Genomic DNA, 25,760 nt, shown 5'->3' with positions numbered 1-25,760 from the left:
GCCCCTCCTCAGTCCTCCGCCTGCTCCAGCGTGGCCCACAGCCCGTAGCCGTGCATCGCGCCCACGTGCAGCTCGGCCTTCTCCTTGGTGCCCGTCGCCACGACGGACCGGCCCCGCTCGTGGACCTCGAGCATGAGCCGCTGCGCCTTGGCCGCGGAGTAGCCGAAGTGGGTGCGGAACACGTAGGCGACGTAGCTCATCAGGTTCACCGGGTCGTTCCACACCACGACGTTCCACGGCCGGTCCCGGGCCGTGTCCTCGTGCGGCCGCTCCAGCAGGGCGGTGTCGGTGGCGCCGGCGGGGACGGACTCGCCCGGCGCCGGACGCACGGCGCGCGGCGCGGACGGATCGTGGCGGGTCAGCACGGACATGCGCCCCAGTGTACGAGGCGGGCGGGCCAGGACCGGCCCCGCGACGGTCCACTAGGGTGGGCGCGTGAGCCAGAACCCCGTGCCCAGCGCCCCGCGGACCGCCGACGACTGGCAGATCCCCACGGCGCTGATGACCGACCACTACGAGCTGACCATGCTCCAGGCCGCGCTGAAGGCCGGCACCGCGCACCGCCGCTCCCGCTTCGAGCTGTTCACCCGACGCCTGCCCAGCGGCCGCCGCTACGGCGTGGTGGCCGGCGTGGGCCGCGCGCTGGAGGGCCTGTCCCGCTTCCGGTTCGACACGCCCGAGCTCGACTTCCTCGCGGACACCACCGCCCTCGACGACGCCACGCTGGCCTGGCTCGCCGACTTCGAGTTCACGGGCGACATCGTGGGCTACGCCGAGGGTGAGGCCTACTTCCCGCACTCCCCCCTCCTGCAGGTGGAGTCGACCTTCGCCGAGGCGTGCATCCTGGAGACCTACCTGCTCTCCATCTACAACTACGACTCCGCCGTGGCCTCCGCCGCCTCCCGCATGACGGCGGTCGCGGACGGCCGCCCGTGCGCCGAGATGGGCTCGCGCCGCACGCACGAGGAGTCCGCCGTGGCCGCGGCCCGCGCCGCGGCCATCGCGGGCTTCACCGCGACCTCGAACCTCGAGGCGGGCCGCCGGTACGGCATCCCGACCGTCGGCACCGCCGCCCACTCCTTCACCCTGCTGCACGACACGGAGCGCGCCGCCTTCGAGGCCCAGGTCGCCGCGCTCGGAGCGGACACCACCCTCCTCGTGGACACCTATGACGTGGAACAGGGCGTGCGCACCGCGGTCGAGGTGGCCGGCCCGGCCCTGCGGAACGTCCGGGTCGACTCCGGCGACCTCGTGATCCAGGCCCACCGGGTGCGCGAGCTGCTCGACGAGCTGGGCAACACCGAGACCGGGATCATGGTCACCTCGGACCTGGACGAGTACGCGATCGCCGCCCTGCGCTCCGCCCCCGTCAGCTCGTACGGCGTGGGCACGCGCCTGGTCACCGGATCCGGCGCGCCCACCGCCTCCATGGTCTACAAGCTCGTGGCCCGCCAGGACGACGACGGCACGTGGGTGGACGTGGCCAAGGCCAGTTCCGGCAAGGCCAGCCGGGGCGGCCGCAAGGAGGCCGCGCGCCGCCGAGACCCGGGGGGCCGGGCCACCGCCGAGGTGATCGGCGTCAACCGCGGCGCCGCGCCCGACGCCGACGACCGTCCCCTGCTGCACCGTTTCGTGCACGCCGGCGAGCTGGCCGAGGGCTGGACCGGTCCCGAGGCCGTCACCCGTGCCGCCGAGCGGCACGCCGCCTCCCTGCGCGAGCTGCCCGCCTCCGTGGGCCGCCTGCAGCCGGGCGACCCCGCCATCCCGACCATCTTCCTGGAGGACTGACCCGTGGAGAACCTGAACCGCGCCCTGGTGATCGTGGACGTGCAGAACGACTTCTGCGAGGGCGGCGCCCTCGGCGTGACCGGCGGCGCCGCCGTCGCGGCCGGGGTCAGCGAGCACCTGGCCGAGCACGCGGACGCCTACACGGCCGTGGCCGCCACGCGCGACTGGCACGTCGACCCGGGCACGCACTTCGCGGCGGCCACCGGTGCCGAGCCGGACTTCCGCACCACCTGGCCGGTGCACTGCGTGGCCGGCACCACCGGCGCCGAGCTGCACCCCGACCTGGACATCGAGCACCTCGACGCCGAGTTCCTCAAGGGCCTGCACACGGACGCCTACTCCGGCTTCGACGGGGCCCTCGGCGAGCCCGACGCCGTCCCGACCGGGGCCGCGGGCGAGCGCCCCTCCGGGACCGTCGGCCCGTACGGGGCCACCGCCGTGGCCGCGGCCGCCGTCGAGTCCGGCGCCCCCGGCCTCGACGAGTGGCTCCGCGAGCAGGGTGTGGACGCGATCACCGTGGTGGGCATCGCCACGGATCACTGCGTGCGCGCCACCGTGCTCGACGCCCTCGACGCCGGCTACGAGGTCACCGTGCTGACCGACCTGGTGGCCGGCGTCGACGAGGCGGCCGCCCAGGCCGCGCTCCACGAGATGGAGGCCGCCGGGGCCATCCTGGCGACCTCGTGAGCGGGTTCGGCCCCGAGCGGCGCCCGCGTCGCCTCTGAGGCGCCGCACGTCGGGACAGTGACGAAAGTCACGACGTGCGGCATGATGGGGGCACGCGGCCCCGGCGGGCGTGCCGGAGCCGGTGCCCGACGCAGAGGAGGAGAGCAGCCATGACCGACTCCCCCATCGCCGCCGACCGGGACGGCATCCGCTACCTCTCCGGGGCGATCCCGGCCGCCGACGACGTCCGCGCCCTCTACGACGCCGTGGGCTGGTCCGCCTACACGGCGGACATGGACACGCTCATGGGCGGGCTGCAGGGCTCGGCCACGGTGGTGACCGCCTTCGACGGCGGCCGTCTCGTCGGTCTGGCCCGCGTGGTCTCCGACGGCCACACCATCGCCTACCTGCAGGACATCCTCGTGGATCCGGGGCACCAGCGCCGCGGCATCGCCTCCGAGCTGCTGCGCCGCGTCTTCGCCCGGTTCGGCCACGTGCGTCGGCACGTGCTGCTCACGGACACCGAGGAGCGCCAGCGCGCCTTCTACGAGGCCCATGGATTCCGCGAGTCCCGTGACGTGGAGGGCGACGAGCTGCGCGCCTTCGTGCGCTTCCAGTCCCGGGACGGCTGACCCCGGCGCGCGGGCGCCCGCGGCGCTCCCGACGGACCTCAGGTCCGGCCGACGAACCACCCGCGCAGGGTGCTCAGCCGCTTCTCCAGCTGCTCGCGGGAGGCCTGGGCCACGGCGGGGCCGCCGGAGATCTCCCGCAGGCGGTTGTGGATCACCCCGTGCGGCTGGCCGGAACGGGCAGCCCAGGCGGACACCGTCTTGGACAGCTCGGAGCGCAGCTCCTTCATCCGCCGGTGGTCCACGACGTCGGCGGGCTCGGCCGCCTGCGCACGCGGCCGGCGCTGGATCTGCTCGGCCTGCCGCTGCCGCAGCAGGGCGGAGACCTGCTCGGCGTCCAGCAGGCCCGGGATGCCGAGGAAGTCCTGCTCCTCCTCCGAGCCGACGGCGCCGCCGAGGCCGAACTCGCCGCCGTCGAAGAGCACCTTGTCGAAGCTGGCCCGGGACTCGAGGGCCTCGAACTTCTCCCGCGTCAGCGCGTCCGAGCCGCTCTCGGCCCGGTTGGCCTCCGCGATCAGGTCCTCCTCGGGGGCGTCCTCGAGGTCCTCGACCTCGACGGCGCCCTCCTTGCGGTCCAACGCGTGGTCCCGCTCGAGCTCCATCTCGTTGGCCAGCAGCATGAGCGCGGGCACGGACGGCAGGAACACCGAGGCGGTCTCCCCACGCCGGCGGGAGCGCACGAAGCGGCCCACGGCCTGGGCGAAGAACAGGGGCGTGGACGTGGACGTGGCGTACACGCCCACGCACAGGCGGGGCACGTCCACGCCCTCGGACACCATGCGCACCGCCACCATCCACCGCTCGTCCGACGCGGCGAACTCCTCGATGCGATCCGAGGCGCCCTTGTCGTCCGAGAGGATCACGGCCGGCCGCTGGCCGGTCAGCGCCTCGAGCTGCGCTGCGTACGCGCGCGCGTCCTGGTGGTCCGTGGCGATCACGAGGCCGCCGGCGTCGGGCACGTTGCGGCGCACCTCGCTGAGCCGCCGGTCGGCCGCGCGCAGCACGGACGGGATCCACTCGCCCGCCGGGTCCAGCGCGGTGCGCCAGGCGGAGGCGGTGATGTCCTTCGTGGCGGCCTCGCCGAGCTGAGCCTCCATGACCTCGCCGGTGGAGGTCTTCCAGCGCATCTGCCCGGAGTAGGCCATGAAGATCACCGGGCGCACCACGTGGTCCCGCAGCGCCGGGCCGTAGCCGTACGTGTAGTCCGCCTTCGACCGCTCGATGCCGTCCGGGCCGAGCTCGTAGCGGACGAAGGGGATGGAGGCGGTGTCGGAGCGGAACGGGGTGCCGGTCAGGGACAGACGCCGCGCGGCCGGCTCGAACGCCTCGCGGATGCCCTCGCCCCAGCTCAGGGCGTCGCCGCCGTGGTGGATCTCGTCGAGGATCACGAGGGTCTTGGCAGCCTCGGTGCGGTTGCGATGCAGGACGGGCTTGTTCGCCACCTGGGCATACGTCAGCGCCACCCCGCGGTACTCGGCGCCGTGCCGCCCGTCCGCGTTCTTGAAGTTCGGGTCGATCGCGATGCCCACGCGCGCGGCGTTGTCCGCCCACTGGCGCTTGAGGTGGTCCGTGGGCGCGACGACGGTCAGCCGCTGCACCACGCCGGAGTCCATCAGGATCTTGGCCACGCGCAACGCGAACGTGGTCTTGCCCGCGCCGGGGGTCGCGACCGTCAGGAAGTCCTGCGGCGCGGTCTCGAGATAGCGCTCCAGCGCCTCCTGCTGCCACTGGCGCAGCTTGGGGGCCGTCCCCCACGCCGCGCGCTCGGGCATGGCGGGGGGAAGGTCCTCGCCGATGTGGAACAGGTCGTGCTGGACGCTGCCGTCCGGGGTGCCGCTCGTCAGGGAGCGGCCGTCAGCCACGGCCGCGGCCTCCGAACCAGCCACCGCGCTTGCCGCCGCCGTCGCCGTCGCCGCCGTCCTGCGGCTCGCGCAGGCCCTCGTAGATCTCCTTGCACGTGGGGCACACGGGGAACTTGTTCGGGTCCCGGCCCGGCACCCACACCTTGCCGCACAGGGCGATCACGGGGGCGCCGGTGACGGCGGACTCCGTGATCTTCTCCTTGCGGACGTAGTGGGCGAAGCGCTCGTGGTCGCCCGGCTCGATCTCCTGGCGCAGCTCCTCACGCTCGAGGACGGACGTGCCGCCGCCGGCGGGCGCGAAGGGGTCGTTCAGGTCGGGTTCGCCGGTCACACTCATGCGGGCCAGTCTAGCCGCGCCCCTCAGAAGGCGGCCACGGCCTGGTAGGTCTCGGCCTGCGCGCGGTCGTACCAGCGCGCCCCCAGGCGCACACCCAGCCACAGCGCGACGGCGCCCCACGCGAGCCCGAGCGCCACCGTCACCCAGCCCCACACGGCGGCCCCGGTGACGAGCCGGACGACGAAGGGCACCAGGAACGGCACCGCGAGCGCCAGGCTCACCAGCATCGCGGCGCCCTGGACGAGCATCGTCCGCATGGCCGCGCCCTGCGGCGTCGCGAACGGGCTGTCCCCCGGCTTCGGAACCGGGTAGACGAAGCGGGCGGAGACGAGTGCGGACAGCCCGGCGGTCGTCCCGAACAGGCCGAGGGCCAGGCCCAGCATCGGCGCCAGCAGGGACCAGTCACCCGCCGCCGCCACCGTCGCCGTCGTCACGAGCAGGATCATCGGCACGCCCCAGCCCGCCAGGCCCAGGACCCGGCCCCAGCGGTCGTCCACGCCCCGCACGCCCGAGACGACGTGCAGGTGGAACGCCGTGTGGTCGTAGGCGATGTCCGCGGAGATCGAGTAGGCCAGGGACCAGGCGGTGATGGGCCCGAGGACCAGCAGCAGGCCCAGTCCGGGACCCCCCTCCGCGGCCATGCCCCCGGTGAACCACAGCAGGACGGCCATGAGCGGGATGATGATGAGCCCGGCCGCGTACCGCGGGTCGGCCAGCCAGTAGCGCTGGGCGCGGGCCGCGATCGCGGTGCGCGGGCCCGTGGCCGGTCGGCCCAGCCAGCGCAGCGGCGTCGGGTCCGCTCCCGCGGCGACGCGACGGGACCGACCGCCGCCCACGGCCACCGGCTCCACGGTGCGGCGCACGGCCAGGTGCCACAGGGCCAGGGCGGCCAGGCACCAGGCGGCCGCCACCGCGAGGTGGAGCGCGACGGCGGCGCCGCGGCCCTCGGCGGCCGCCCACGCCGCGGCGGGGCCCGCCCCGAACGGGGTCCACGCCGCGCCGCGGGCGATCTGGGGCGCGATCGCCAGGAAGTCCTCGAACGACGCGATGGCCCGCGAGAGGGCGAGGCCGCCGAGCATGAGCGGGATGAACAGCAGGACGGAGACGACGTCCCGCACCCGCCGCCGGCTCGCGTAGGCGGCCAGGAGGCCGGCGAGGCCGGAGCCGATCGCCACCGCGGTCACCGCGGCGAGCGCGCCCCCGACCAGGCCCGCCGCCAGCGCGGCCGGCCGGTCCCACCAGCTGGCCCCCAGGCCCACCAGCACGGCCAGCGTGGCGAGCCCGACCGGCGTCGTGAAGGCGCTCAGGACCAGCCCGGCGATGAGGGTGCGGGCCGGGACGGGGAAGAGCACGAAGCTGTGCGGGTCGAGCGTGGCGTCCACGCCCGTGACGAACGGCGGGATGACGAGCCAGGCGAGCACCACGACGGCGGCGACCAGCACGGTCGTCGCGCCGCGGGCCTCGTCCGGCAGGGCGGGCAGGCCCGTGACGAACAGCGTCACGGCCACGGCGGCCATGCCGAGCACATACAGCGCGCCGAGCACGCTCACCACCAGGGTGAACGGGGACCGGCGCCACTGGTTCAGGGTCAGCGTCCAGCGCAGTCGGACGAGCGTCAGAGCCATGCCAGCCCCTCCGAGCCGTGGCGGCCGCCGACGAGGTCCACGAAGCGGTCCTCGAGGTCGCGCCCGTCCCGGACCTCCTCGAGCGTGCCGGCGGCCCGCAGCGTTCCGGCCGCGATCACGGCGACGTGGGTGCACGTGCGCTGGACGAGGTCCATCACGTGGCTCGAGACGATCACGGTGCCGCCCCGCTCCACGTACGAGCGCAGGATGTCCCGGATGTTCGCGGCGGAGACCGGGTCCACGGCCTCGAACGGCTCGTCCAGGACGAGCAGGTCCGGGGCGTGGACCATGGCGGCCGCCAGGGACACCTTCTTGGTCATGCCGGCGGAGTAGTCGGCCACGAGCGTGCGGCCGGCGTCCTCCAGGTCCATCACCCGCAGCAGGTCCGCGGTCCGCTCGGCCACGGTGTCCGCGTCGAGGCCATGCAGCAGCCCGGCGTAGGTCACGAGCTGCGCGCCCGTGAGGCGGTCGAAGGTGCGCACGCCGTCGGCGAGCACGCCGACCCGCCGCTTGGCCTCGAGGGGCTGCTCCCACACGTCGACGCCGTGGATCCAGGCACGGCCGTGGTCCGGGCGCAGCAGCCCGGTGGCCATCGACAGGGCCGTGGTCTTGCCCGCCCCGTTGGGCCCGACCACCCCGAAGAACGAGCCGGCCGGAACGTCCAGGTCCAGCGCGTCCAGCGCCAGCTTGTCCCCGAACCGCTGGGTCAGCCCGCGCGTGACGAGGGCGAGGTCCGGATCGGGGGTGTCGGCCGCACGCCGACGGGCGGCGGCCGCCAGGTGGGCGGGGACAGGCTCGGGCGCATGGGGAGTCATGCCTGGGACGTTACCCACCGTCAGGCGGACACGGCGTCGTCCTCAGGGATGAACCGTGGGTCCCTCAGAACAGCGCTGCGGCCAGTCGGCGCCGCGAGGCCTGCACGCGGGGGTCGTCCGTGCCCACCACGGTGTAGAGGTCCACGAGGTGGGCGCGCGCCGTCTCACGGTCGTCGCCGGGGTGGAGGGCGATGAACCGCACGAGCCGGTCGAAGGCGTCCTCCACGTGGCCGCCGAGCACGTCCAGGTCGGCGACGGCGAGCTGGGCGGCGACGTCGTCCGGGCCGTCCGCGGCCGCCGCGCGCACCGCTGCGGCGTCGGCGTCGCGGGTGCGCAGCATGAGGCGGGCCGCGGACAGGCCCTGCTGGGCCACGGCGTCCGCGGGGCTGTCGGCCAGCGCCGCCTCCCACGCCGAGACGGCCCCGGGCAGGTCGTCGGCGGCGAGGGCCTCGTGGGCGGCCCGGTGCAGCGGCGGCACGGGCGGAGCCTCCGCGGCCGCGGCGCCGGCGTCCTGGCGCGCCGGGGCGACCGCGGGCACGGTGCCGGCGACACCGTTCTCACGGGCCACCTCGAGGATCTCCCCCATGAGCTGGCGCAGCGTCTCCTCCGGCACCTCCTGATTGACCAGCGGCACCGGCTGCCCCCCCACCACGGCCATGACCGCGGGGCCGGCCCCCAGGCCCAGCGCCTGCAGCACTGCGGGCTCCTTCGCCACGTCCAGACGCGCGAGCACGAGCCGTCCCGCCTGGGCGTCGACCGCGTCCGCGAACTGTCGGTAGAGCGCCTCGCTCGCCGCGTCCCCGGGCACATGCAGGTGCAGCAGCACCGGCACCTGGGCGGAGAGCTGGACCAGCTGCTGCAGCAGACCCTGGTCGGCGTCCGCGATGACCCACGAGCCGCCGCCGGCGCCGGCGTCGGCCCCCGGCGCGGTCCGTCCGGCCGAGGCCGGGGTGCCGAGAGAGGACAGGTCGACGGCGCCGCGCAGGTGGGACGGGGCGTCGGAGGGGGGCTGGGCGGTCACGTCGGTCACGATCCTTCCGGTCCGGGGCCGCCCCGTCGTCGGAGCGAGGGGCGTTGTCAGTGGGCCCCACGGTAGCCTCCCGGGCGCGGCGCGGTCAGTCCGGGGCCCTGACGTACGCTGAACGCGTGGAGGAGAAGGAGACCGCGTCCGGCCCGGACACCGCAGGCGTCCGCGCCTCAGCCGAGCCCGCGGGCGCCGAGCAGCCGCCCGTGGCCGGCATCCCCGCGCAGCCGGTCGAGGTGGCCGCCGCGCCGCCGTCGCACGGGCCGACTCCCGCCGGTCGTCGTCGACTGCTCCGCCTGGGCTCCGTCCTGCGGCGGCGCCGCCCCTTCCTCGCGGAGGACCGGGTGGACCCCGAGTCGGTCCCCGCCGACGGCGCTGCGGATCCGGCGGTCGCGGCCGTGGCCGTCGCGTCCCCCGTGCTGACCGGCTTCCTGCTCGCGGTGGGCGTGGCCCTGGCCATCGGCGTCGTCTCGGTGCTGCGCACGAACGGGCAGCTGATCGTGTGGATCGCCGCGGCCCTGTTCATCGCCCTGGGCCTGGACCCACTGGTGCGCCGGGTCGAGTCATGGGGCGCGCCCCGCTGGGTCGGCGTGCTCACGGCCGCGCTCGGCCTGGCCGCCGTGGCCGGGGCGTTCGTCGCCCTGCTGGTCCCCACGGTGATCGAGCAGTCCACGCAGCTGGTCCAGGACCTGCCGGCCATCATCGACGGGGTGATGCGGGCCGAGTGGTTCGTGCAGCTCGACGAGGAGTTCCACCTCCAGGAGGCCGTCCGCGCCCAGACCGAGCGCCTCGCCGCCGACGGCGCCGCCGTCACCGACCTGTTCGGCGGGCTCCTCGGCTTCGGCCAGACCGTGTTGAACGCCGTCTTCTCGGTGCTCGTGGTGGTCGTGCTGACGCTGTACTTCCTCTCCTCCCTGCCGCACATGAAGTACTGGGCCTACCGGCTCGCACCGCGCTCGCGCCGGCCGCGCATCGAGGCGCTGTCCGAGCAGATCACCTCCTCGGTCGGCCACTACGTGATGGGCCAGTCCTTCGTGGCCGCCCTCAACGGCGCGGTGGCGTTCACGGCGCTGGCCATCGCCGGCGCCCCCTTCGCCGTCCTGCTCGCCGCGATCGCCGCCTTCATGGCCTTCATCCCGCTGGTGGGCGCCGCGATCGGCGGCACGCTGCTGACCCTCGTGAGCCTGCTGACCTCGTGGCAGACCGCCGCCGTGTTCGCGGCCATCTACTTCGTCTACCTGCAGATCGAGGCCTACGTCATCTCGCCGCGCGTCATGGCGCGCGCGGTGTCCGTGCCGGCGGCCGTGGCCGTGATCGCGGTGATCGCAGGAGGCGCGCTGCTGGGCGTCCTCGGCGCCCTCATGGCGATCCCGCTCGCCGCCGCGCTGCTGCTTCTGGTCCGCGAGGTCTTCATCCCCCGCCAGGACGCCCGGTAGGCCCACGACGGCGGCGCGGCCCGGACCGTCGCGGTCAGCGGCTCGGGCGGGTGCGCCAGCACACCGGGTGCCAGTGCCGCCGGTCGGCGCCCGCGTCCTCGTCCCCCATGATCCAGTCGGCGCGCCAGGCCACGAGGTGCGCCTGGCCCTGCCGGATCACCCGGCCGCAGCCGGGGCACGTGTAGTCCTTCACCGCGCGCCACGCGGGGATCTGCCGGACGTGCCATCCGCCGTCGGACCCGGACTGGCGCGAGTAGCCCGCGTCCAGGCCGAGGAGCTCCTCGAGCGGGTCGGCGCGCCCCGGCGACGGCCGGGACCGCCGGGAGGCGCCGGAGGCCCCGCGCTCGCTGCGCCGAGGCGCGGACGAGCGGCGGGGGCGGTTCGAACGGGGCATGCCTCCATGCTGGCACACGAGCCGGTGGGCGCGGTCCGCCTAGGATGGACCGGTGCGACTCGTCATTGCCCGCTGCTCCGTGACCTATGAGGGCCGCCTCAACGCCCACCTGCCCACCGCCACCCGTCTGCTCATGGTGAAGGCGGACGGCTCGGTGCTGGTGCACTCCGACGGTGGCTCCTACAAGCCCCTCAACTGGATGTCGCCGCCCGCGACCCTGCACGTGGAGGAGCCCTCCCCCGACCAGGCCGACCAGGGAGTGACGCAGGTCTGGCGCGTGCAGGCCAAGAAGTCCGACGACCGGCTCATCGTGCTCATCGAGGAGGTCCTGGCGGACGACTCCCACGAGCTCGGCGTGGATCCCGGCCTCGTCAAGGACGGCGTGGAGGCGGATCTGCAGCGTCTGCTGGCCGAGCAGATCAGCCTGCTCGGCGACGGCCACACCCTCGTGCGCCGCGAGTACATGACGGCGATCGGCCCCGTGGACATCCTGGCCCGCGACGCCGACGGCGGCACCGTGGCGGTCGAGCTCAAGCGCCGCGGGGACATCGACGGGGTCGAGCAGCTCACCCGCTACCTCGAGCTGATGAACCGGGACCCGCTCCTGGCGCCCGTGCGGGGCGTGTTCGCGGCCCAGCAGATCAAGCCCCAGGCCCGCACCCTCGCCGAGGACCGCGGCATCCGCTGCGTCACCCTCGACTACGACGCGATGCGCGGCGTGGACGACGCCGAATCCCGCCTGTTCTGAGGCGCCGGGCGGGCTCAGCGACGCCAGAAGGACGACGCCGCGGACGGCCCCGCCTCGCTCCAGGCGCGCAGGGCGCCGGCGTCGTCGGGGTCGACGACGACGCGCACCGGACGTGCGCCGGCGCTCAGCTCCAGGACGGTCCGGCCGGCCTCGTCCGCCGGGAGGCGGTCGATCTGCAGGCGGCTCCGGTCCGCGCTCCAACGCTCCCGGGAGAGGCGCCAGGGCCCGGTGAGGCGCAGACGGGACTCGTCGTACACGCCGATCACGCGCTCACGCCCCGGGCCCTCCCGCTCCAGGACCGCCGGGAAGGCGGCCGTGACACGGGCGAGGGCCCGGCGCCGCATCACCAGGGCGAGTGTCGACAGCACGATGACTGCCACCACGGTCGCCGAGGCGATGAGCACCGGGCCCTCCACCGTCAGGTCCTGCCGCGCCGCGTCAGGCCGCCGCGGCGTCGCCCAGCCGGGCGGACGTCGCGGCGATCACGACACGGTCGTGGTCCACGGAGAAGAAGCCGCCGTGGGCCTGCGCCGTGACGGTGCCGCCGTCCGTGGTGCGCACCACGACCTCGCCGTCGCCGAGGACGGCGAGCATCGGGGTGTGGCCCGGGAGGATGCCGATCTCACCGTTGACGGTGCGCGCCGACACGGCCGACGCGGCGCCCGACCAGATGGACCGCTCCTCGGAGACGATCTCGACGTTGAGCTCAGCCATGATCGATCAGCCCTCGGCCTGGATCTTGGCCCACTCGCGCTCGACGTCGTCCAGGCCGCCCACGTTGTAGAAGGCCTGCTCCGCGACGTGGTCCAGGTCGCCGTCGGCGATGGCCTTGAAGCCCTCGACGGTGTCCTTGACCGGGACGGTGGAGCCCTCGACGCCGGTGAACTGCTTGGCGGTGTAGGTGTTCTGCGAGAGGAACTGCTCGATCTTGCGGGCGCGGCCCACGGTGATCTTGTCCTCCTCGGAGAGCTCGTCCACGCCGAGGATCGCGATGATGTCCTGCAGCTCCTTGTTCTTCTGCAGGATCTGCTTCACGCGGATGGCCACGTCGTAGTGGTCCTGGCCCACGTACTGCGGGTCGAGGATGCGCGAGGTCGAGGCCAGCGGGTCCACGGCCGGGTACAGGCCACGGGACGCGAGGTCACGGGTCAGGTTGGTGGTCGCGTCCAGGTGCGCGAACACGTTGGCCGGGGCCGGGTCGGTGTAGTCGTCCGCGGGGACGTACACGGCCTGCATCGAGGTGATGGAGTGGCCGCGGGTCGAGGTGATGCGCTCCTGGAGCACGCCCATCTCGTCCGCCAGGTTCGGCTGGTAGCCCACGGCGGAGGGCATGCGGCCCAGCAGCGTGGAGACCTCGGAACCGGCCTGCGAGAAGCGGAAGATGTTGTCGATGAACAGCAGCACGTCCTGGTTCTGCACATCGCGGAAGTACTCCGCCATGGTCAGCGCGGACAGGGCCACGCGCAGACGCGTGCCCGGCGGCTCGTCCATCTGGCCGAACACGAGGGCGGTGTCCTTCAGGACGTCCGCCTCGTCCATCTCGACCCAGAGGTCGTTGCCCTCACGGGTGCGCTCGCCGACGCCGGCGAACACGGAGGTGCCGCCGAAGTTGCGGGCCACACGGGTGATCATCTCCTGGATGAGCACGGTCTTGCCCACGCCAGCGCCGCCGAACAGGCCGATCTTGCCGCCCTTGATGTAGGGGGTCAGCAGGTCGATGACCTTGATGCCGGTCTCCAGCATCTCGGTGGAGCCCTCGAGGGAGGCGAAGTTCGGCGCCGGGCGGTGGATCGGCCAGCGGTCCTCGGCCTGCAGCTGCGAGGACGGCATGTCCAGGGTCTCGCCGAGCACGTTGAAGATGTGGCCCTTCACGGCGTCGCCGACCGGCACCGAGATGGGGGCGCCGGTGTCCACGACGTCGGTGCCGCGCACCAGGCCGTCGGTGGACTGCAGGGAGATGGCACGGACCATGTTGTCGCCGAGGTGCTGGGCGACCTCGAAGGTGACCGTGCGGCGCTGGCCGTTGAGGTCGATCTCAGTGGTCAGCGCGTTGTAGATCTCCGGCATCGCGTTGGCCGGGAACTCGGCGTCGATCACGGGGCCGATGACGCGGGACACGCGTCCGGTGGCACCGCCGGTGGGGGTCCCGGTGCCCTGGTCAGTGATGGTGGCAGTCATCTCTCTCACTTCTATCGTGTGTGGATGGCGAGTCTGGTGAGTCCCGAACGGGCTCAGGAGTTGTTGAGCGCGTCCGCGCCCGCGATGAGCTCGGTGAGCTCCTGGGTGATCTCGGCCTGACGGGCGTTGTTCATCAGGAGCGTGTAGTCCTTGATGAGGCTCGTGGCGTTGTCGCCCGCCGACTTCATGGCGCGCTGACGGTTGGCGAGCTCCGAGGCCGCCGACTGCAGCATCGTGTTGAAGATGCGCGACTCGATGTACTTGGGCAGCAGCGCGTCGAGGACCTCCCCCGCGTCCGGCTCGTACTCGTAGAGCGGCAGCACCTCCTCGGCGGTGGCGGCCTCCTCCTCGACGACCTCGAGGGGCAGCAGGCGCACCACGTGGGGGTTCTGCTTCACGAGCGAGACGAACTCGGTGAACACGACGTGGATCTCGTCCACGCCGCCGTCCGCCGTGTCCGTGAGGAACGCGTCCACGAGCACCTCGCCGATCTCGGAGGCGCGCTCGGCGACGGGGGCGTCCGTCTGGCCGGTCCACAGCTGCTTGTAGTCGCGGCCGCGGAAGTCGAAGTACGTCTGCGCCTTGCGGCCGACGACGTACACGTCCACGTCCTTGCCCTCCTCGCCGAGGCGGGTGAGGAGCTGCTCGGCCTTGCGCAGCACGTTCGCGGAGTACGCGCCGGCGAGGCCGCGATCCGAGGACATGATGAGCACGGCCGCCCGGGTCGGGTTCTCGGGCTCCGTGGTGAGGACATGATCGATGTCGTGCTGGCTCGACACGGCCGAGACGGCGCGGGTGATCGCGTTCGCGTAGGGCAGCGACGCGCTGACGCGCTCACGTGCCTTGGTGATGCGGGACGTGGCGATCAGCTCCATCGCCTTGAAGATCTTCTTCATCGACGACGTCGACGCGATCTTCTGACGGTAGACCCGGATCTGGGCTCCCATGGTGGTCCTTTCCCTGGCGGGAGGGCGGCCCGGCGTCGTCCCCGTGGGGTCCGACGCCGGACCGCTCCCTCACCGACCGGCGGTCAGCGCTTCTGCTTGGTGATCTGCTCCTGCGCGACCTGGTCCTGCTCGATCGCGCGGTGCTCCTCGTGGCCGGCCTGCACGCCGCCGTCCTCGGAGGACTGGAAGCCCTTGGAGAACTCGGCGACGGCCGACTCGAGCGCGGACACGGTGCCGTCCTCGAGCTTGCCGGTGGAGGCGATGTCGGTCAGGACGGAGGTGTGGCGACGCAGGTGGTCGATGAACTCGCGCTCGAAGCGCAGCACGTCCTGCACCGGCACCTCGTCGAGGTGGCCCTTGGAGCCGGCCCAGATGGACACGACCTGCTCCTCGACCGGGTAGGGCGAGTACTGCGGCTGCTTGAGCAGCTCCATGAGGCGCTCACCGCGGGCGAGCTGGCGGCGGGTGGCCGGGTCCAGGTCCGAGGCGAACATGGAGAACGCCTGCTGGTCGCGGTACTGCGCCAGGTCCAGCTTCAGCGTGCCGGAGACCTTCTTCATGGCCTTGACCTGGGCGGCGCCGCCCACGCGGGACACCGAGATGCCCACGTCCACGGCGGGACGCTGGTTGGCGTTGAACAGGTCCGACTGCAGGAAGATCTGGCCGTCGGTGATGGAGATGACGTTGGTCGGGATGTAGGCCGACACGTCGTTCGCCTTGGTCTCGATGATCGGCAGGCCGGTCATGGAGCCCGCGCCCATCTCGTCCGAGAGCTTGGCGCAGCGCTCGAGGAGCCGGGAGTGCAGGTAGAAGACGTCGCCCGGGTAGGCCTCGCGGCCCGGCGGGCGGCGCAGCAGCAGGGAGACGGCACGGTAGGCCTCGGCCTGCTTCGACAGGTCGTCGAAGATGATCAGCACGTGCTTGCCGCCGTACATCCAGTGCTGGCCGATGGCCGAGCCGGCGTAGGGGGCGAGGTACTTGAAGCCGGCCGGGTCGGACGCCGGGGAGGCCACGATGGTGGTGTACTCCAGGGCGCCGTGCTCCTCCAGCGTGGCGCGGACGCCGGCGATGGTGGAGGCCTTCTGGCCCACGGCCACGTAGACGCAGCGGACCTGCTTCTCGACGTCGCCCGACTCCCAGTTGGCCTTCTGGTTGAGGATCGTGTCGACGGCGATCGCGGTCTTGCCGGTCTGGCGGTCACCGATGATCAGCTGACGCTGGCCACGGCCGATCGGGATCATGGCGTCGATGGCCTTCATGCCGGTCTGCAGCGGCTCGTGGACCGACTTGCGCTCGGTCACGGTCGGCGCCTGCAGCTCGAGGGCACGGCGGCCCTCGGCCTCGATCGGGCCCAGGTCGTCGATGGGCTGGCCCAGCGGGTCCACCACGCGGCCCAGGAAGGCGTCGCCCACCGGGACGGAGAGGATCTCGCCGGTGCGCTGCACCTCCATGCCCTCGCGGATCTCCTGGAACTCGCCGAGGACGACGACACCGATCTCGCGGGTGTCGAGGTTCTGGGCCAGGCCCTGGATGCCGTTCTCGAAGCGCAGCAGCTCGTTCGCCATGACGGAGGGCAGACCCTCCACACGAGCGATGCCGTCCGCCGCGGAGATGACACGGCCGACCTCGGTGCGATCGGTGCCCGACGGTTCGTACGATGCCGCGAAATCGTTCAAGGCATTGCGGACATCGTCAGCGTTGATGGTCAATTCGGCCATCTGCAGTCCCTGCTCTCTGTGCTTGGTGATCATCGACGTGACGATGATGCTTACGTTCGTGGGTGTTCCGGATGCGGGCGGGAGCCGGCCTCAGCCGGCCATCCGCCGCTGGAGGTCGTGGAGGCGCGAGGCCATGGACCCGTCGACGACGTCGTCGCCGACCTGGACGCGGATGCCACCCACCACGTGGGGGTCCACCGTCACGTCCATGACGAGATCGCGGCCGAAGGCGCGGCGCAGGCCCAGGGCCAGCCGCTCCTGCTGCTCGGCCTCGAGCGGCCGGGCCACGGTCACCTCGGCGATCCACTGGCGCTGCCGCTCGGCGACGACGTCCGCGGCCTTGCGGATGGCGGCGGACGGCTTCAGGCCGCGCGGAGCCGCGACGGCGCGCTCGACCAGCAGTCGGCCGGCCGGGCTGGCCGACTCGCCCAGGAGACGACCGGCCAGAGCGGCCCGCGCCTCGAGGGGTGCGTGCTGATCGGTGAGCGCCCGCTGCACCTCGTGCGAGTCCTCCACCGTGCGGTTGAAGGCCAGCAGCTCGCCCGAGAGGGCGGCCAGGCCCGCGTGTCCGCCGCGTGCGGCCTCCGCGGCGGCCGCGTGCGCGGCCACCGTCTCGAGGGCGTCCCCGAGATCGCGCTCCGCCGACCAGCGGCGGCCGGCCAGGTCCTTGAGGACCTGCAGTGCACCGGGGGTCACCCGGGCGCCGAACAGCGAGTCGACGAGGCCGTGACGGCGCTCGGTGGTCCAGGCGGGGTCGGTCAGGGCGCGGCGCAGGGCGCCGTGCTCGTCCACCACGTCCAGCGCGCCGAACAGCTCGCGTGCCAGGGCCACGCCGCCCTCGTCCAGCACCGGACCGACGGCCTCCAGGGAGGCGGCCAGGGAGTCCCTCGATGCGCCCGTCATCATTCGGCGACACCTGCGCTCTGGTGACGGTCCAGGTCAGCCAGGAAGCGGTCGACCACGCGCTGCGAGCGGGCGTCGTCCTCGAGGGACTCGCCCACGATCTTGCCGGCCAGGGTCGTGGCCAGCGAGCCGACCTCGCCCTTGAGCTGCGCGGCGGCCTGCTGACGCTCGGCGGCGATCTGCGCCTGCGCCTGCTCGGAGATGCGCGTCGCCTCGGCGGTCGCGCGCTCGCGCGCCTCGGCCACGATCTCGGCGGCCTCGGTGCGGGCATCCTCGCGGATGCGGTTCGCCTCGGTGCGGGCGTCCGCCAGCTGCGACTCGTAGTCCGCCATCATCGCGTTCGCCTCGGCCTGGGCCTTCTCAGCCTTGGCCAGACCGCCCTCGATCGCCTCGACACGGTCCTGGTAGGACTTCTCGAGGGTCGGGACGATGAACTTGATGACGATGAACATGAGCAGGGCGAAGCCCACCACGACGACGAGGATCTCCCACGGGTTGGGGATCAGGGGGTTGGCCCCCTCAGCCGCCGCGAGGATCAGTCCGTTGCTGATCATGTTTCAACCATCCTTCGGTCAAGAGTCCTGTGGAGAGGGAGCACCGACGGTCTCACCGTGCGGGCGCTCCGTGGACGCGGCGCGTCAGGCGCCGATGACGAAGGCGAAGACGAGGCCCAGGATGGCGAGGGCCTCGGCGAGCGCGAAGCCCAGGAGGGCGATCGGCTGCAGGATGCGCTGGGCCTCCGGCTGACGGGCGACGCCGTTGATGTAGGCGGCGAAGATCAGGCCCACGCCGATGGCGGAGCCGATGGCGGCGAGGCCGTAGCCGATCATGTTGAGCGAACCGTGCAGTTCCATGGTGTTCCTTTCACGAGGCCGAGGTGTCCGGCCGGGTTGTGGAGGGTCGGCCTCCCGGGTGGTCCTCCTGCGGAGGGCCGGGAAGACTGGTGGCGGGCTCTCCCGCCGTACCGCGGCCGCCTGGGTCGTGCCCGAGGCGGCCCCGGAAGATCAGTGGTCGTTCGCGTCGATCGCGCCCTGGATGTAGATCGCGGTCAGCAGCGTGAAGACGAAGGCCTGCAGGTACATGATCAGCAGCTCGAGGAAGTACAGGGCCACCGAGCCGAGGATGACCAGGATGCCGGTGCCCTGCAGGGCCAGGCTGCCGGTCTGCGTGATCAGGTAGGCGGCGCCGGCGCCGGCGAGCATCACGATCATGTGGCCGGAGAGCATGGTGGCCATCAGACGCAGGGAGTGGGTCAGGGGGCGCACGATGAAGTTGGAGATGATCTCCAGCGGCACGAGCAGCGGCAGGATCCAGCCGGGCACACCGGAGGGCACGACGGCCAGCTTCAGGTAGCGCACGCCGTGGCGCTTGATGCCGACGCCGATCCAGATCGCGTAGACGATGAGGGCCAGGCCGTAGGCGGCGCCCGCGTGGGAGAAGGTCGGCAGCTGCAGCACCGGGATGGCGCCGAACAGGTTGTTCAGCAGCACGAAGAAGAAGATGGCGAAGAGCAGCGGCACCCACTGCTTGAAGTTCTTCTCGCCCAGGATGTCCTTCGCGATGTCGTTCCGGACGAAGGAGTAGCCGGACTCGGCGAGCCACTGGGCCTTGCCGGGCACGAGCCGGGGACGGCGCATGGCCCACGCGAAGAAGGCGGTGATGAGCACCACGGAGAGCAGGACGAGCAGCATCTGCTTGCCGAAGCCGGTGCCGTACTCCGCACCCCAGGGGAAGATCTCCGGGAGGTGACCATCAGAGATGGTGGGGGGCACGAATGATGCGTTGGCCAGCACGAGGGTCAGCACGCGGTTCCTCTCCGAAGTGATGCAGTCGACGGGACCGCAGCCTCGTCCCCGGACCACAGGCGGGCGCCGCGACATTGCGGGGGTACCGGTGCGATGCGAGACACGGATGGCGGCAGATGGGCGCCGTCGAAGTGTTCGCTTCCAACGATACCAAACGGTGACCCGTGCTCCGTACCGCAGAAGGGGCCCACGGCATGGCCCGCGGCTCCGTGTCTTCGCCCCTCAGGCGGGTCAATCGGCGTAGATCCCGCGGCGGGTCCGGGCGAAGACGAGGACCTCCGCGGCCTGCCAGACGAGGATCGTCACGAGGGCGGCGATCGCCGCCGCGTCCGGCCGGACCCAGTCGGGGCGGGGCAGGACCCCCAGCAGCACCGCGAACACCGCGATCTTGAGCACGAACAGCCCCACGCTGACCGGCAGCGCCGCCTCGCGCGCCCGGTCCCAGACGAGTGCCGTCGTCACCCCGGTGAGCGCCGAGAGCGCGAGCACCGCGCCGCCGCCCAGCAGGGCGCTCCCGGCCGCCTCCCCGCCGGCGGAGAGCAGCCACGCGGCGCACGTGATCGCCAGGGCAGCCCCCGCCGCGGCCAGGGACCACCCGAGGATCCCCCACCAGCCACGGCGGTTCTCCCAGCGGCGCCGGCGTCGGCGACCTCCCGCCCCGGTCACGCGTCCCCCCGCTCGTCCGGGTGGGCCGCGGCGTCGTTCCGGACCGCGCGACGGCGCTCCACGATCGGATGCAGGGTGAGGTAGCCGGCTCCGGCCAGGGCCACGGCGAGCACGGGCAGGACGATCCTGTGGTCCACGAAGTTCAGGGACACCGCGCCCCAGGCCACGAGGAACGCCCAGAGCCAGAGCAGCGCGACGGCCTGCGCCTGGGTGTAGCCGCCGTCCACGAGCTTGTGGTGCAGGTGCCCGCGGTCCGCCGAGAAGGGGCTGGTGCCCTTGGCCGTCCGCCGCAGCACGGCCAGGGCGAGGTCCGTGAGCGGCAGTGCGAGGACGGCGACGGGCAGCAGGATCGGCATGTAGGCGGGGACGTTGCGGAAGCGCATCCCGTCCAGGGCGTTCACGTCCGCGGTCACGGCGACCGCGGCCGCGGCCATCAGCAGGCCGATGATCATGGCCCCCACCTCGCCCATGAAGATGCGGGCCGGGGCCAGGTTCCACGGCAGGAAGCCCACGCACGCGCCGACGAGCAGGGCCATGAGCAGGGTGGCGAGGTTGGCGTAGTCGAACTGGTTGATGGTCCGCGTCAGCAGATACGAGTAGACGAAGAAGGCCGAGCCGCCGATCAGCGCGACGCCCGCCGCCAGGCCGTCCAGACCGTCCACGAAGTTGATCGCGTTCATCGTCAGCACCACGGCGAACACCGTGAGGATGACCTGCGTGGTCTCGTTCCCCACCGGGATCCAGCCCACCGGCATCGCCTCGATGCGGATCCCGCCCAGGGCCACCGCGAGCCCGGCCAGCACCTGGCCGGCCATCTTCACCCACCAGCGCAGGTCCCACATGTCGTCGGCGATGCCCACGACGAGCACGACGGCGACGGCGACCAGGAGCCCGCGCATCGCGGCGTCGTCCGCGTAGATCCCCTGGAGGAACGGCACGACTCCCCCGACGGCGAATCCCACCAGCACGGCCGCGGCCATGGCCACGCCGCCCAGCTTCGGCACGGGGTGCCGGTGCACGTCCCGCTGGCGCAGCGGGGTGAACACGCGCGCGCGCAGCCCCAGCCGGCGCATGAGGGGCGTCAGGGCCCCGCAGGCGACGGCCGTGACCACGACCAGGACGAGATACGCGCGCATGGGGGCCGGTCAGGCCTCCCGGTCGGCGGGACGCGCCGCGGCGGCGTCGTCGGCCGCGATCCGCTCGGCGGCGACCGGCGGCTCCTCGCCCTCGGCGAGCAGGTCCGGCACCACCGCGCGCAGCTCCTCCAGGGGCACGGAGCCCTGCCGGGCCACGCGGAACGGGGTGACGGTGCAGTCCACGATCGTCGAGGGATCCCGGCTCTCGCGGGGGCCGGCGTCGAGGTAGAGGGCCACGGACTCCCCCAGCATCGAGCGGGCGGCGTCGGCGGTGGTGGCGGCGTCCATGCCGGTGCGGTTCGCGCTGGAGACGGCCATGGGGCCGACGGCGTAGAGCAGCTCGCGGGCCACCGCGTCGTCCGGCACGCGCAGGGCGACGGTGCCGCGGGTCTCGCCGAGGTCCCAGGTCAGCGTGGGCTGGGACTTGAGGATGAGCGTGAGGGCGCCGGGCCAGAAGCGCTCGGCGAGGGCTTCGGCCTCCTCCGGCACGTCGTACGCGAGGCCCGACATGACGCGGCGGTCCGCGATGAGCACGGGCGGCGGCATGGTGCGGCTGCGGCCCTTGGCGGCCAGCAGCACGGCCACGGCCAGCGGGGAGAACGCGTCCGCTCCGATGCCGTAGACGGTGTCCGTGGGCAGGACCACGCAGCCGCGGTCCGCGAGGACCTCGCGGGCGCGGGCCACGGCATTCTCGAGGGCGGCCGGATCCGAGACGTCGATGAAGTCACTCACGTCGGTCATTCTTCCACCTCCGCGCCCGCCGCGGCGTCGCAGGACCGGCGCGCCGTCAGGAACCGGTCTCGTCCGGTGAGGTCCTGGTGCACGCGGACGCCCGTGAACCGGGGGTCCGCGCCGAGGGCGGCCAGGAGCGCCGGGCCCTGCGTCTCGTGGTGCTCCATGGCGAAGAGGCCGCCCGGGGCGAGCAGGTCCGCCGCCCGGTGCGCGATGGCCCGCGGGACCCGCAGCCCGGGCGCGTCCCCGCCGTAGAGCGCCCGCGCCGGGTCCAGTCGGGCCTCGGGCTGGGCGGGCACCTCGGCCTCGGGCACATAGGGCGGGTTGCTTACGACGACGTCCACGCGGCCCTCGAGGTCCGGGCATGCGACAAGGGCGTCGCCTTGTCGCAGGTCGACCCCGCGCAGGGCGAGGTTCCGCCGGGCCCAGTCGGCCGCCGTCGGGTCGAGCTCGACGGCGGCGACGGCGAGCGGGCGGCCCCGTGCCTCGCCCCACGCCGCGACGGCCGCGGCGATCGCGCCGGAGCCGGTGCACAGGTCCACCACCACGTCCGCCGTGGGCCGCGCAGCCAGGTCGGCCACGACGGTCTCCACGAGCAGCTCGGTCTCCGGTCGCGGGATGAAGACCCCCGGGCCGACCGCGAGGTCGAGCCCGTGGAAGTGCGCGACGCCGGTCAGGTGCTGGACGGGCTCGCGGGCGGCGCGGCGCCCGACGAGCGCCTCGAACGCCGCCGCCTGCGCGGGCTCGGCCACGGCCCCGGCGAACACCCGGGCCAGCAGCGCGCCGCGGTCGAGGCCGAGCACGTGGGCCAGCAGCAGCTCGGCGTCCACGCGCGGCGAGTCGATGCCCGCCGCGGTCAGGCGGGCGGCGGCGTCGCGCAGCAGCGCGGACCAGGCCGGTGCGCTCACGCGTCCGCGCCCAGCGCGGCGAGCCGGCGCTCCTCGTCGAGGGCGAGGCAGGAGGCGATCACGGCCTCGAGGTCGCCGTCGAGGACCGCGTCGAGGTTGTGCGCCTTGTAGCCGGTGCGGTGGTCCGCGATCCGGTTCTCCGGGAAGTTGTAGGTGCGGATGCGTTCCGAGCGGTCCATGGTGCGCACCTGCGCGGCGCGCGCCGCGGAGTCCTCGGCGTCCTGCTCCGCCCGCTGCCGCTCGAGCAGCCGCGACCGCAGCACGCGCAGCGCGGCCTCGCGGTTCTGGATCTGGGACTTCTCGTTCTGCATGGAGACGACGATCCCCGTGGGCAGGTGCGTCAGACGCACCGCGGAGTCGGTCGTGTTGACGGACTGGCCACCCGGCCCGGAGGAGCGGAAGACGTCCACCTTGAGGTCGTTCGGATCGAGGTGGACCTCGTCCGGGGCGTCCACCTCGGGCAGCACGAGCACCCCGGCGGCGGAGGTGTGGATGCGGCCCTGGGACTCGGTGACGGGCACGCGCTGCACGCGGTGCACGCCGCCCTCGAACTTGAGCCGGGCGTAGACGCCGTCGGCCGGGTCGGCCGCGCTCCCCCGCACCGCCACGTGGACGTCCTTGTAGCCGCCCAGGTCGGAGTGCGTGGCGGAGAGGACCTCCGTCTTCCAGCCCCGGGATTCGGCGTAGCGCAGGTACATGCGCAGCAGGTCACCCGCGAACAGGGCGGCCTCCTCGCCGCCCTCGCCGCCCTTGATCTCGAGGATCACGTCGCGGGCGTCGTCGGGGTCGCGCGGGATCAGCAGCCGGCGCAGCCGTTCGGCGGCCTCCGCCTCGGCCGCCTCCAGACCGGGCACCTCGGCCGCGAAGGCCGCCGCGTCGTCGTCGCCGGCCGCGGCCAGCTCCCGCGCGTCGGCCAGCTCCTCCACGGCCGCCGACCAGGCGCGGTGGGCCGTCACCACGGCGCCGAGCTCGGCGAACCGCCGGTTCAGCCGCCGGGCGAGCGCCGGGTCCTGGTGCACCGCCGGGTCGGACAGGCGCGCCGTCAGCTCGCGATGCTCCGCCAGGAGCCGATCCACGGCCTCGCGCCGCTGCTCCGAATCGAACACGTGCGTGCCTCTCCTCCTCCGGCCTCAGCGGGCCGGGCTGTCCGACGCGGACGGCCCCGCCCCGTCCGGCGGAGACGAGCTCCCCCGGACGGGACGGGGCCGTGCGACGGGACGGTCAGTCGTCGCCCTTGGACCCCAGCGTGGTCTTGGAGACCAGCATGAGGAACTCGGCGTTGGACGCGGTGTCCTTGATCTTGTTGGTGAGCAGGTCGAGGGCCTGCTGCTGCTCGAGGCCGGAGAGCACCCGACGCAGCTTCCACATGATCTTGACCTCCTCCTGCGAGAGCAGGGCCTCCTCGCGGCGCGTGCCGGACGCGTTGACGTCCACCGCCGGGAAGATGCGGCGCTCCGCGAGGTGGCGGGACAGGCGCAGCTCCATGTTGCCGGTGCCCTTGAACTCCTCGAAGATCACCTCGTCCATGCGCGAGCCGGTCTCGACCAGCGCGGTGGCCAGGATGGTCAGCGAGCCGCCGTTCTCGATGTTGCGGGCGGCACCGAAGAACTTCTTCGGCGGGTACAGGGCCGAGGAGTCCACACCGCCGGAGAGGATGCGGCCCGAGGCCGGGGCGGCCAGGTTGTAGGCGCGGCCCAGGCGGGTCATGGAGTCGAGCAGCACGACGACGTCGCGGCCCATCTCCACGAGGCGCTTGGCGCGCTCGATGGCCAGCTCGGCGAGGGTGGTGTGGTCGTCCGCCGGGCGGTCGAACGTGGAGGCGATGACCTCGCCGTCCACCGACCGCTGCATGTCGGTGACCTCCTCGGGGCGCTCGTCCACGAGCACCATCATGAGGTGGACCTCGGGGTTGTTCGTCTTGATCGCGTTGGCGATCGACTGCAGGATCATCGTCTTGCCGGCCTTGGGCGGGGAGACGATGAGGCCGCGCTGGCCCTTGCCGATGGGGCTGACCAGATCGATCACGCGGGGGCCGATCAGCTTGGGATCGGTCTCCAGGCGCAGGCGCTCCTGCGGGTACAGCGGCACGAGCTTGCCGAACTCCACGCGCTGCGGGTGCTCGACGGCGGGCTGGCCATTGACCGAGGAGATCTTCACCAGGGCGTTGAACTTCTGACGGTTGGAGCCGCCGCCGTGGTGCTGCTGCTTCTCTCCGTCGCGCGGGGCGCGGATCGCGCCGACGACGGCGTCGCCCTTGCGCAGACCGTACTTCTTCACCATGGCCAGGGAGACGTAGACGTCGTTCGGGCCCGGCAGGTAGCCGGAGGTGCGGACGAACGCGTAGTTGTCCAGCACGTCGAGGATGCCGGCCACGGGCTGCAGGACGTCGTCCTCGGTCAGCTCGGTCTCGTCGACCTCGGGCCCGCCGCGGCCACGGCGGTTGCGGCCGCGCTCGTTGCGGTTGCGGCGGTTGCGACGGTTGCGGCCGCCCTCGTCGTCGCGGTCGTCGCGGCGGCTGCGGTCCCCGCGTCCGCCGTCGCCCCGGCCGCCGTCCTCGGACTTGTCGCCGCGCTGCTCGCGCGAGCCGTCACGGCCGTTCTCACGGTCCCGGTTGTTCTCGCGGCCGTTCTCACGGTCGCGGCCGTTGTCGCGGTCCCGCCCGTTGCGGCTGTTGCGGCCGCGGCCGTTCTCGCGCCCGTTGTCGTCACGGTCCTCCCGGTCGCCGCGGCGGTCCGCGCCGTCCTCGCCCTGGGCGCCGTCGGAGCGACGGTCCTGACCCTGCTGGGCGTCGTCGTCGCCGGCGCGGCGACGACCGCGGGAGCGGCGCTCGGACTGCGGGCGGTCCTCGCCCTCGTCGCGGGCCTCGGACCCCCCGGACCGATCCTGGTCCGAGGCGGTCTCACGGGGGGCCTGCTCCGTCTGGTCCTCGCGGGCCTCGGCCTGGGGCTGCCCGTCCTGGGCGGCGGCGGCCGGAGCGGAGGTGTCGGCGTCGGCGCGGCGCGAGCGGCGGCGGGCCGGGCGCTCGGCGGCCGGGGCCGCGTCCTGAGAGGACGCGGCGGCCGGGGCGGCCTCGGCGGCGGGGGCCGCGGTGGCCTGGGCCGCGCGCTCGGCGGCGTCGCGGTCCGCCACGGAGCCGCCGCGCTGGTGGTCGGAGATCGCGGTCACCAGGTCGGCCTTGCGCATGCGCGAGCCGCCGGCGATGCCGAGCTGAGAGGCCAGGGCCTGGAGCTGGGCGAGCTTGAGCGAGGCCAGGCCACCGCCGTTCGTCGGCGTGGTCTGTTCCGTGGATTCGGTCACGAAGGTTCCTTCTCCCTCGAATGCGGCCCGGCGGCGCGTGGCGCGTCGGGCTGCGGTGTGCATCCGGTCGGGCCGCGCAGCGGCGCCCCAGAAAACCGGGTTTCATGGTGTGAACTCAGCAGTGGCGCCTCCCCTGATCGTGCGCA

At 73.2% G+C, this 25,760-nt stretch carries 27 protein-coding genes; 5 read left to right on the top strand and 22 right to left on the bottom strand.

The window, feature by feature from the left end; translation table 11 throughout:
* Positions 1-8 precede the first annotated feature (8 nt).
* Entirely contained in the window at positions 9-371 is a 363-nt protein-coding gene (gene clpS / locus AC3RKA_RS03935) for an ATP-dependent Clp protease adapter ClpS (protein ID WP_002857236.1), read from the bottom strand.
* Between the two features lie 64 nt (positions 372-435).
* Between clpS and AC3RKA_RS03930 the strand changes: the two genes are divergently transcribed.
* The 3 genes from AC3RKA_RS03930 to AC3RKA_RS03920 all read left to right on the top strand — a co-directional run bounded on the left by AC3RKA_RS03930 (position 436) and on the right by AC3RKA_RS03920 (position 3,086).
* On the top strand, positions 436-1,788 hold the full coding sequence (locus tag AC3RKA_RS03930; protein WP_489727520.1) for a nicotinate phosphoribosyltransferase: 1,353 nt from the start codon (positions 436-438) through the stop codon (positions 1,786-1,788).
* A gap of 3 nt (positions 1,789-1,791) precedes the next feature.
* A complete protein-coding gene (locus AC3RKA_RS03925) occupies positions 1,792-2,475 on the top strand; it encodes an isochorismatase family protein (protein ID WP_002857239.1) in 684 nt (227 codons plus the stop codon).
* A 149-nt stretch (positions 2,476-2,624) separates the two neighbouring features.
* Positions 2,625-3,086, top strand: a complete 462-nt coding sequence (locus AC3RKA_RS03920) for a GNAT family N-acetyltransferase (RefSeq protein WP_489727519.1) — start codon at positions 2,625-2,627, stop codon at positions 3,084-3,086.
* A 38-nt stretch (positions 3,087-3,124) separates the two neighbouring features.
* On the opposite strand, the gene AC3RKA_RS03915 is transcribed toward AC3RKA_RS03920, so the two are convergent.
* From AC3RKA_RS03915 to AC3RKA_RS03895, 5 genes are all read right to left on the bottom strand, one after another.
* Positions 3,125-4,945, bottom strand: coding sequence for a DEAD/DEAH box helicase (locus AC3RKA_RS03915; protein ID WP_415752134.1), 1,821 nt, complete (start codon positions 4,943-4,945; stop codon positions 3,125-3,127).
* Complete coding sequence (locus AC3RKA_RS03910) at positions 4,938-5,282, bottom strand: DUF3039 domain-containing protein (RefSeq protein ID WP_010079007.1); 345 nt, start codon at positions 5,280-5,282, stop codon at positions 4,938-4,940. Before AC3RKA_RS03910 ends, AC3RKA_RS03915 begins: the two co-directional genes overlap by 8 nt.
* Positions 5,283-5,305: 23 nt before the next feature.
* Positions 5,306-6,907, bottom strand: a complete 1,602-nt coding sequence (locus AC3RKA_RS03905) for a Tat (twin-arginine translocation) pathway signal sequence (protein WP_489727518.1) — start codon at positions 6,905-6,907, stop codon at positions 5,306-5,308.
* Positions 6,898-7,722: an ABC transporter ATP-binding protein gene (locus AC3RKA_RS03900; RefSeq protein WP_060774589.1), complete on the bottom strand. Its 825-nt coding sequence runs from the start codon at positions 7,720-7,722 to the stop codon at positions 6,898-6,900. The genes AC3RKA_RS03905 and AC3RKA_RS03900 overlap by 10 nt, the downstream gene beginning before the upstream one ends.
* Positions 7,723-7,786: 64 nt before the next feature.
* Positions 7,787-8,743, bottom strand: coding sequence for a co-chaperone YbbN (locus AC3RKA_RS03895; RefSeq protein ID WP_230955702.1), 957 nt, complete (start codon positions 8,741-8,743; stop codon positions 7,787-7,789).
* A 125-nt stretch (positions 8,744-8,868) separates the two neighbouring features.
* Here AC3RKA_RS03895 and AC3RKA_RS03890 point away from each other — a divergent pair, with 125 nt between their 5' ends.
* Positions 8,869-10,182 carry an AI-2E family transporter gene (locus AC3RKA_RS03890; protein WP_269601362.1) on the top strand — a complete coding sequence of 438 codons (1,314 nt, stop codon included), beginning with the start codon at positions 8,869-8,871 and terminating at the stop codon, positions 10,180-10,182.
* A gap of 34 nt (positions 10,183-10,216) precedes the next feature.
* Here the strand turns inward: AC3RKA_RS03890 and AC3RKA_RS03885 are convergent, their stop codons facing one another.
* A complete protein-coding gene (locus AC3RKA_RS03885; RefSeq protein ID WP_049145255.1) occupies positions 10,217-10,576 on the bottom strand; it encodes an Rv1322 family protein in 360 nt (119 codons plus the stop codon).
* 52 nt (positions 10,577-10,628) lie between these two features.
* On the opposite strand from AC3RKA_RS03885, the gene nucS reads away from it, so the two are divergent.
* Entirely contained in the window at positions 10,629-11,324 is a 696-nt protein-coding gene (gene nucS / locus AC3RKA_RS03880) for an endonuclease NucS (protein WP_002857250.1), read from the top strand.
* A gap of 14 nt (positions 11,325-11,338) precedes the next feature.
* On the opposite strand, the gene AC3RKA_RS03875 is transcribed toward nucS, so the two are convergent.
* The 15 genes from AC3RKA_RS03875 to rho all read right to left on the bottom strand — a co-directional run bounded on the left by AC3RKA_RS03875 (position 11,339) and on the right by rho (position 25,614).
* Positions 11,339-11,728 (bottom strand): DUF2550 family protein, encoded by a 390-nt coding sequence (locus AC3RKA_RS03875; RefSeq protein ID WP_232502405.1) that lies wholly within the window; start codon positions 11,726-11,728, stop codon positions 11,339-11,341.
* A gap of 34 nt (positions 11,729-11,762) precedes the next feature.
* Positions 11,763-12,038: a F0F1 ATP synthase subunit epsilon gene (locus AC3RKA_RS03870; protein ID WP_002857254.1), complete on the bottom strand. Its 276-nt coding sequence runs from the start codon at positions 12,036-12,038 to the stop codon at positions 11,763-11,765.
* Between the two features lie 6 nt (positions 12,039-12,044).
* Positions 12,045-13,502: a F0F1 ATP synthase subunit beta gene (gene atpD / locus AC3RKA_RS03865; protein ID WP_002857256.1), complete on the bottom strand. Its 1,458-nt coding sequence runs from the start codon at positions 13,500-13,502 to the stop codon at positions 12,045-12,047.
* Positions 13,503-13,555: 53 nt separating this feature from the next.
* Positions 13,556-14,449: a F0F1 ATP synthase subunit gamma gene (locus AC3RKA_RS03860; RefSeq protein WP_002857258.1), complete on the bottom strand. Its 894-nt coding sequence runs from the start codon at positions 14,447-14,449 to the stop codon at positions 13,556-13,558.
* A gap of 83 nt (positions 14,450-14,532) precedes the next feature.
* Positions 14,533-16,167: a F0F1 ATP synthase subunit alpha gene (atpA, locus tag AC3RKA_RS03855; protein WP_036334989.1), complete on the bottom strand. Its 1,635-nt coding sequence runs from the start codon at positions 16,165-16,167 to the stop codon at positions 14,533-14,535.
* A gap of 90 nt (positions 16,168-16,257) precedes the next feature.
* On the bottom strand, positions 16,258-17,073 hold the full coding sequence (locus tag AC3RKA_RS03850) for a F0F1 ATP synthase subunit delta (RefSeq protein ID WP_002857261.1): 816 nt from the start codon (positions 17,071-17,073) through the stop codon (positions 16,258-16,260).
* Positions 17,070-17,624, bottom strand: a complete 555-nt coding sequence (locus AC3RKA_RS03845; RefSeq protein ID WP_002857262.1) for a F0F1 ATP synthase subunit B — start codon at positions 17,622-17,624, stop codon at positions 17,070-17,072. Before AC3RKA_RS03845 ends, AC3RKA_RS03850 begins: the two co-directional genes overlap by 4 nt.
* Positions 17,625-17,708: 84 nt before the next feature.
* A complete protein-coding gene (locus tag AC3RKA_RS03840) occupies positions 17,709-17,924 on the bottom strand; it encodes an ATP synthase subunit C (protein WP_002857264.1) in 216 nt (71 codons plus the stop codon).
* 150 nt (positions 17,925-18,074) lie between these two features.
* Positions 18,075-18,875 carry a F0F1 ATP synthase subunit A gene (gene atpB / locus AC3RKA_RS03835; protein ID WP_002857266.1) on the bottom strand — a complete coding sequence of 267 codons (801 nt, stop codon included), beginning with the start codon at positions 18,873-18,875 and terminating at the stop codon, positions 18,075-18,077.
* A gap of 231 nt (positions 18,876-19,106) precedes the next feature.
* Positions 19,107-19,541, bottom strand: a complete 435-nt coding sequence (locus AC3RKA_RS03830) for a hypothetical protein (protein ID WP_002857267.1) — start codon at positions 19,539-19,541, stop codon at positions 19,107-19,109.
* On the bottom strand, positions 19,538-20,677 hold the full coding sequence (locus tag AC3RKA_RS03825) for an MraY family glycosyltransferase (RefSeq protein ID WP_002857269.1): 1,140 nt from the start codon (positions 20,675-20,677) through the stop codon (positions 19,538-19,540). The genes AC3RKA_RS03830 and AC3RKA_RS03825 overlap by 4 nt, the downstream gene beginning before the upstream one ends.
* 9 nt (positions 20,678-20,686) lie before the next feature.
* Positions 20,687-21,418 (bottom strand): L-threonylcarbamoyladenylate synthase, encoded by a 732-nt coding sequence (locus AC3RKA_RS03820; protein ID WP_002857270.1) that lies wholly within the window; start codon positions 21,416-21,418, stop codon positions 20,687-20,689.
* Positions 21,415-22,317: a peptide chain release factor N(5)-glutamine methyltransferase gene (gene prmC, locus AC3RKA_RS03815; protein ID WP_002857272.1), complete on the bottom strand. Its 903-nt coding sequence runs from the start codon at positions 22,315-22,317 to the stop codon at positions 21,415-21,417. The genes AC3RKA_RS03820 and prmC overlap by 4 nt, the downstream gene beginning before the upstream one ends.
* The gene (gene prfA / locus AC3RKA_RS03810) at positions 22,314-23,423 is read right to left on the bottom strand and encodes a peptide chain release factor 1 (RefSeq protein ID WP_002857274.1); all 1,110 of its coding nucleotides are present in this window, start codon (positions 23,421-23,423) and stop codon (positions 22,314-22,316) included. The genes prmC and prfA overlap by 4 nt, the downstream gene beginning before the upstream one ends.
* Positions 23,424-23,538: 115 nt before the next feature.
* Complete coding sequence (gene rho / locus AC3RKA_RS03805; RefSeq protein ID WP_002857276.1) at positions 23,539-25,614, bottom strand: transcription termination factor Rho; 2,076 nt, start codon at positions 25,612-25,614, stop codon at positions 23,539-23,541.
* Positions 25,615-25,760: the final 146 nt, after the last annotated feature.

The sequence above is a fragment of the Micrococcus sp. iso_229 genome (assembly GCF_058072725.1).
The sequence above is the reverse complement of the archived record's forward strand: the minus strand, read 5'-3'. Positions and strand labels throughout refer to the sequence as shown.

Coding starts and splice junctions, on each gene's coding strand:
- AC3RKA_RS03845 (WP_002857262.1), bottom strand. CDS start 17,624: ATGATCAGCAACGGACTGATCCTCGCGGCGGCTGAGGGGGCCAACCCC.
- AC3RKA_RS03860 (WP_002857258.1), bottom strand. CDS start 14,449: ATGGGAGCCCAGATCCGGGTCTACCGTCAGAAGATCGCGTCGACGTCG.
- AC3RKA_RS03910 (WP_010079007.1), bottom strand. CDS start 5,282: ATGAGTGTGACCGGCGAACCCGACCTGAACGACCCCTTCGCGCCCGCC.
- AC3RKA_RS03885 (WP_049145255.1), bottom strand. CDS start 10,576: ATGCCCCGTTCGAACCGCCCCCGCCGCTCGTCCGCGCCTCGGCGCAGC.
- clpS (WP_002857236.1), bottom strand. CDS start 371: ATGTCCGTGCTGACCCGCCACGATCCGTCCGCGCCGCGCGCCGTGCGT.
- AC3RKA_RS03905 (WP_489727518.1), bottom strand. CDS start 6,907: ATGGCTCTGACGCTCGTCCGACTGCGCTGGACGCTGACCCTGAACCAG.
- AC3RKA_RS03850 (WP_002857261.1), bottom strand. CDS start 17,073: ATGATGACGGGCGCATCGAGGGACTCCCTGGCCGCCTCCCTGGAGGCC.
- AC3RKA_RS03840 (WP_002857264.1), bottom strand. CDS start 17,924: ATGGAACTGCACGGTTCGCTCAACATGATCGGCTACGGCCTCGCCGCC.
- atpD (WP_002857256.1), bottom strand. CDS start 13,502: ATGACTGCCACCATCACTGACCAGGGCACCGGGACCCCCACCGGCGGT.
- AC3RKA_RS03900 (WP_060774589.1), bottom strand. CDS start 7,722: ATGACTCCCCATGCGCCCGAGCCTGTCCCCGCCCACCTGGCGGCCGCC.
- AC3RKA_RS03820 (WP_002857270.1), bottom strand. CDS start 21,418: ATGACCGACGTGAGTGACTTCATCGACGTCTCGGATCCGGCCGCCCTC.
- AC3RKA_RS03825 (WP_002857269.1), bottom strand. CDS start 20,677: ATGCGCGCGTATCTCGTCCTGGTCGTGGTCACGGCCGTCGCCTGCGGG.
- atpA (WP_036334989.1), bottom strand. CDS start 16,167: ATGGCCGAATTGACCATCAACGCTGACGATGTCCGCAATGCCTTGAAC.
- AC3RKA_RS03920 (WP_489727519.1), top strand. CDS start 2,625: ATGACCGACTCCCCCATCGCCGCCGACCGGGACGGCATCCGCTACCTC.
- AC3RKA_RS03870 (WP_002857254.1), bottom strand. CDS start 12,038: ATGGCTGAGCTCAACGTCGAGATCGTCTCCGAGGAGCGGTCCATCTGG.